The organism is Caballeronia sp. (assembly GCF_049581465.1).
GTDB lineage: Bacteria > Pseudomonadota > Gammaproteobacteria > Burkholderiales > Burkholderiaceae > Caballeronia.
Map to the genome: position 1 here is coordinate 1 of NZ_JBAUSA010001315.1, position 5,260 is coordinate 5,260.

Here is a 5,260-nt window from a genome sequence, read left to right on the forward strand (position 1 = left end):
GCTTCGGCGCAGCCGCAGGTGCGGACGATGCGCCGCCTTCCAGCACCACGATCAACGAACCTTCCGAGACGTTATCGCCGATCTTGACGCGAATTTCCTTGACCGTCCCGGCTTCCGGAGACGGCACGTCCATCGTGGCCTTGTCGGATTCGAGCGTGACGAGCGATTGCTCCTTCTCGACCGTATCGCCCACCTTCACGCTGATTTCGATGACCGGAATGTCCTTGAAGTCGCCAATATCCGGCACCTTCACTTCGAACGTTCCTCCCCCCGAAGCCGCTAGCGCAGCCGTTTCAGCGGCTTCAGCAGGCTTGGCAGCCGCCGCCTTGGGCGCTTCCGCAGGTGGGGCCGCTTGCGCGCCGCCTTCCAGCACCACGATTAACGTGCCTTCCGACACGTTGTCGCCGACCTTGACCTTCACTTCCTTGACGATACCGGCTTCCGTACTCGGCACGTCCATGGTGGCCTTGTCGGATTCGAGCGTCACCAGCGACTGCTCTTTCTCGACGGTATCTCCCACCTTCACCAGCACCTCGATCACAGGAATATCCTTGTAATCGCCGATGTCCGGCACCTTGACTTCGATCGCTTGACTCATTGTTGTTTGTCTCCTGGGTCGCGACACGAAAATCGCCCCGGTTTGATCCAAGGGCGATTCGCGCCGCAACACTCGAGGGCCGATGCGTTAAACCGTCATCGGGTTGGGTTTAGCGGGGTCGAGAGCGTACTTCTTGATCGCCTCGGCGACGACCTTGCGGTCGATCGTACCTTCGTCCGCGAGCGCATTGAGCGCCGCGACCGTGACCCAGTAGCGGTCGACCTCAAAGAAATGACGCAACTTCTCGCGAGTGTCCGAACGACCGTAGCCGTCCGTGCCAAGCACAACGAACTTGCCTGGCACGAGGCCGCGAATCTGGTCGACGAGCGCACGCACGTAATCCGTCGATGCGATCACCGGACCCTTCGCGTCCTTCAACAGCCTGCCCACGTGCGAGACCTTGCGTTCTTCAGTCGGATGCAAGAGGTTCCAGCGTTCGACTTGGTGGCCTTCACGCGCGAGTTCGGTAAAGCTCGGTACGCTCCAGAGATCGGCGGCGACGTTCCAGTCGTTCTTCAGCAGATCGGCGGCGGCAATCACTTCGTTGAAGATCGTGCCCGCGCCCATGAGCTGAACGCGCGGCACGGATGCGGCGGCGTCGGATTTGCTGAACGAATACATGCCCTTCACGATGTCGGAGGCAACACCTTGAACCTCCGGAATCGCGGGGTGCTCGTAATTTTCGTTCATCACGGTGACGTAGTAATACACGTCCTCCTGGTCCGCCACCATCCGGCGCAACCCGTCCTGCATGATCACCGCGAGCTCATAACCGAACGTCGGGTCGTAGCTCACACAATTGGGCACGGACGCGGCCCACATCAGCGAATGCCCGTCTTCGTGCTGCAAACCTTCGCCATTGAGCGTCGTGCGTCCAGCGGTCCCGCCAAGCAGGAAGCCGCGCGAACGCATGTCGCCCGCGGCCCAGGCCAGATCGCCGATCCGCTGGAAGCCGAACATGGAATAGAAGACGTAGAACGGGATCATGATCTCGTTGTGCGTGGAGTACGACGTTGCCGCCGCAATCCAGTCGCACATCCCGCCGGCTTCGTTGATGCCTTCCTGCAGGATCTGCCCGGTTTCCGATTCGCGATAGAACATCAACTGGTCGGAATCTTCCGGCACGTACTTCTGGCCATCCTGATTCCAGATGCCAATCTGACGGAACAAGCCTTCCATCCCGAACGTACGCGATTCATCCGGCACGATCGGCACGATGCGTTTGCCGAGCGCCTTATCCTTTAGCAGGATATTGAGAACCCGCACGAAGGCCATGGTCGTCGAAATTTCGCGGCCCGGACCCGTGCCCTTGAGCACCGGATCGAATACGGCAAGATCCGGCACGGGCAGCGATTCCGCCTTCTGCCGACGAGCCGGCAGATAGCCGCCCAGTTCCTGGCGACGCGCGCGCATGTATTCCAGTTCCTTCGAGCCTTCCTCGAACGTGAGGTACGGCACGTCGGCGAGCTGGTCGTCGGGGATGGACAGCTTGAACTGGTCCCGGAATTTCTTGAGCTGATCCACCTGCATTTTCTTCTGCTGGTGGGTGATGTTCATCGCCTGACCCGCTTCGCCCATGCCGTAACCCTTGATGGTCTTGGCGAGGATGACGGTTGGCTGGCCCTTGGTCTTCGATGCTTCCGCGTAAGCCGCGTAGATCTTGTGCGGATCGTGACCACCGCGATTCAGGTTCCAGATGTCATCGTCTGACCATTCCGCCACCATCGCCCGGAGTTCCGGCGAATTGAAGAAATGCTCGCGCACATAGGCGCCCGACTCCGACTTGTATGTCTGATATTCGCCGTCGACGACTTCCATCATCCGGCGCATCAACGCGCCTGTTTTATCGCGTGCAAACAACGAATCCCAGCGGCTGCCCCAGATCACCTTGATCACGTTCCAGCCAGCGCCACGGAATTCGCTTTCCAGTTCCTGGATGATCTTGCCGTTGCCACGGACCGGGCCGTCGAGACGCTGCAAATTGCAGTTGATCACGAACACGAGGTTGTCGAGCCGTTCGCGGCCCGCCATGCCGATCGCGCCAAGCGATTCCGGTTCGTCGGTTTCACCGTCGCCGAGAAACGCCCAGACCTTGCGGCCTGTCGTCTTTGCAATACCGCGCGCGTGCATGTACTTCATGAAGCGCGCCTGGTAGATCGCCATGATCGGGCCGAGGCCCATCGAGACGGTCGGGAATTGCCAGAAATCCGGCATCAGCCACGGATGCGGATACGACGAAATGCCTTCGCCGCCCACTTCCTGACGGAAATTATCGAGCTGGCTTTGCTTCAGGCGGCCGAGCAGGAACGCGCGCGAGTACACACCCGGCGACGAATGGCCCTGCACGAACACGAGGTCGCCACCATGATCCGCGGACGGCGCATGCCAGAAGTGGTTGAAGCCAACGTCATATAAGGTTGCCGCAGATGCGAACGACGCGATATGGCCGCCGACGTTCGTTTCCTTGCCCGCGCGCAGCACCATTGCCATGGCGTTCCAGCGCGTATATGAGCGGATTCTTTGTTCAATGTCCTGGTCGCCCGGAATCTTTAGCTGGGCGGTGACCGGAATGGTGTTGATATACGGGGTATTGGCCGAAAACGGCAGGTGCTCGCCGTGCACACGGGCAAATTCGATCTGCTTTTCAATCAGGTAGTGTGCACGATCCGGACCCACGGCCGAAAGAACGCCGTCGAGCGCTTCAAGCCATTCGGCTGTTTCCTGGGGATCGTCGTCGTTCTTGGCGTCGGCGACATATTTCAGAACTTCGTCGGGTACAGCGGACATGCTCGTCTCCTGATTTGTGGATCGCTCTTTGAAGATGAAGAGGCAACGCGATCCATGAGGTCACCGCGAACTCATTCGCGAAAAACGGCTACGGACAACCGCGCGTGCGGCAATTCTAAAGAGCCTCAGAACCATTGTGCAAGCGATATTTCGAATCATGAGACTGAATCTCATAATGCGGAAAAATGCTGCGACGCACCGTGCGACAAGGACTTTCAAAGCCACGATAACTGTCCTTCGGATCGCACACGAGCCTTTTCCCGTCCTTTTTACGCCATTTGTGAAACGAACGCTGCGTTACAATCAGGCACATGTTGACCGAACGTCTTTTCGCACGCTCGGCGCGCTCTCCGGCAAAACCCGGCGACACGACGCCGACCCGCTGGCACCACGGACCGTGGTGGTCCAATTCGTATTTGCTGACGCCGCTGATCTCGATCCTGGTATTCCTGGTCGTAATGAGCCTGATCCTATGGAGTCTCAACCGCCGCGAGCAGCAACAGCAGGAAGACACGCTATATAGGAATGTTGCGTGGGCGCAGCAGCAAATCCGGCTCTCCATGACCGGTGCGCAAGAGCAATTGCAGGCCGTATCCCGCGACATCGCGACGGGGCACGCTGATCCGCAGTCGTTCCAGGTCGCCACCGGCGACATCATGCAAGGGCATCCCGAGATCCTTTACATGAACTGGTACCTGGCGAAAGGGAAACCTCGCTGGCCGGAGACCAAACTGCCCATGCCGGTGCTGGGCTCGCGCCTCGCCAAGCCCACTGACACGCAGATGGACGACGCGATCCAGGCCTCGTTCGACGAAGCACGAAGCTCGCGCCGCCAGGTTTATTCGCCGCTGCTCTACGACGACCTTGGCAACGGCTACATCACGTTGCAAACGCCGATATTCCGCGATCGGGAATTCCTTGGCTCAATCGCGGCGGTATTTTCGATAGAAGGGATTCTCAAGCACGACATCCCTGCCGAGCTCTCGGCGAAGTACAAGATTTCCATTACCGACCTCAACAATCACGAGCTCGCGACCACATCGAGCCGGCCGCGCCTGCCGCGCGACATGTTCTATGACCTGCCGCTCGATCCGCCGGGACAAGGGGTATCGGTACGCGTCTATTCCTACCCGCAACTCACGAACTTCACGAATAACACGCTGGTCTGGCTCGTCGCCGGGTTGTCGTGTTTCGTGCTGTGGAGTCTGTGGAGCCTGTGGAAGCACACGAGACAACGCTTCGAAGCACAGCAAGCGCTATACGCCGAGGCATTCTTTCGACGGGCGATGGAGAATTCGGTGCTGATCGGCATGCGCGTGCTCGACATGCACGGCCGCATCACCCACGTGAATCCCGCGTTTTGCCGCATGACCGGCTGGGACGAAAGCGATCTGGTGACCAAAGTCGCGCCGTTTCCGTACTGGCCCAAAGACGCCTATCCAGAAATGCAGCGCCAGCTCGACATGACCTTGCGCGGCAAGGCGCCCTCTTCCGGCTTCGAGTTACGCGTTCGGCGCAAGGATGGATCGTTCTTTCACGCGCGGCTGTATGTATCGCCGCTCATTGACAGTTCCGGCCGGCAGACGGGCTGGATGTCGTCGATGACAGATATCACCGAACCCAAGCGCGCTCGCGAAGACCTGGCCGCCGCTCACGAACGTTTCACGACCGTGCTGGAGAGTCTGGACGCGGCCGTTTCCGTGCTGGCCGCCGACGAAGCCGAACTCCTGTTCGCGAACCGCTATTACCGGCACTTGTTCGGCATCCGCCCGGACGGCCATCTGGAACTCGCGGGCGCGGGTTTCGACACGGCGCAAACCTCATCCGACACGATCGACATGGTCGATACTTATGCGGGCCTGCCCACCACGGCGC

Annotated in this window: 3 protein-coding genes; 1 reads left to right on the forward strand and 2 read right to left on the reverse strand. The window is 59.7% G+C overall.

What is annotated here, in order from left to right; translation table 11 throughout:
- Both WCA53_RS31875 and aceE read right to left on the reverse strand, forming a co-directional pair.
- Positions 1-598 (reverse strand): biotin/lipoyl-containing protein (locus WCA53_RS31875; protein ID WP_423921128.1); only part of this gene is annotated, 598 nt, incomplete at its 3' end.
- Between the two features lie 87 nt (positions 599-685).
- Positions 686-3,385 (reverse strand): pyruvate dehydrogenase (acetyl-transferring), homodimeric type, encoded by a 2,700-nt coding sequence (aceE, locus tag WCA53_RS31880; RefSeq protein ID WP_423921133.1) that lies wholly within the window; start codon positions 3,383-3,385, stop codon positions 686-688.
- A 311-nt stretch (positions 3,386-3,696) separates the two neighbouring features.
- Here aceE and WCA53_RS31885 point away from each other — a divergent pair.
- The coding region (locus WCA53_RS31885; RefSeq protein ID WP_423921136.1) for a PAS domain-containing protein at positions 3,697-5,260 on the forward strand (1,564 nt) is incomplete at its 3' end.